1 protein-coding gene and 1 pseudogene are annotated in these 854 nt (G+C 52.1%); both read left to right on the top strand.

All coding sequences use genetic code 11. The features are described 5' to 3' along the window. Positions 1-104: 104 nt before the first annotated feature. Positions 105-188: pseudogene (locus tag DWX32_RS19325) on the top strand (Maff2 family mobile element protein); the annotation flags it as partial. Between the two features lie 19 nt (positions 189-207). Then, positions 208-854, top strand: a 647-nt coding sequence (locus DWX32_RS19320) for a VirB6/TrbL-like conjugal transfer protein, CD1112 family (protein ID WP_118660896.1), incomplete at its 3' end; no start/stop codon positions are given.

Below are 854 nucleotides of genomic sequence, written 5' to 3'. Positions count from 1 at the left end.
GGTCACTGCCTGACCTGTCCCGCCGGGACGGTTCTCTTAAAAACACCATATAGATTTTTTGTACGCCGCCGCCCGCCATCGAGCAGAGTTTTTACACCTAATTGGGGATAAAACAGCTCATGGCGGGCGGCGGCGTTGCCCTTATCGGCATGACCCTTGTACCGCTGCTTTCCGGCCTGTTCGGTTAAGAAGCGCGGGTAAAGGCTTATGCAGAGCATACTTGACGCGATTAACGAATGGATAAAGGAAATCCTCATAGGAGCCATAAACGGTAATCTGTCAACTATGTTCGGGGACGTGAACGAGAAAGTCGGCACTATCGCCGCAGAGGTAGGGCAGACCCCGCAAGGGTGGAACGCGGGTATCTTCTCCATGATACGCACACTATCGGAGAATGTAATCGTACCCATTGCGGGGCTTGTCATTACCTACGTCCTATGCTATGAGCTTATCAGCATGGTAACGGAAAAGAACAATATGCACGACGTTGACACTTCCATGTTCTTCAAGTGGGTATTCAAGGCTTACGTCGCAGTCTACCTTGTGACGCATACCTTTGACATCACTATGGCGGTGTTCGATATGGCGCAGCACGTTGTTTCCGGCGCGGCGGGGGTAATCGGCGGCAGCACAAATATTGATGTTGCCGCCGCCCTTGCTTCCATGCAGAGCGGGCTTGACGCTATGGAAATCCCCGAACTGCTCTTACTTGTCATGGAAACAAGCCTTGTGAGCTTGTGCATGAAGATAATGTCCGTACTGATAACCGTTATCCTCTACGGGCGCATGATAGAGATTTACCGCGCGTCCAGAAGCGCCGCTTTTCATCCAAAGGCGGTGTGCGGGCATTTTGG

The organism is Blautia sp. AF19-13LB (assembly GCF_003479105.1).
GTDB classification, from domain to species: domain Bacteria; phylum Bacillota; class Clostridia; order Lachnospirales; family Lachnospiraceae; genus Fusicatenibacter; species Fusicatenibacter saccharivorans.
The sequence above is the reverse complement of the archived record's forward strand: the minus strand, read 5'-3'. Positions and strand labels throughout refer to the sequence as shown.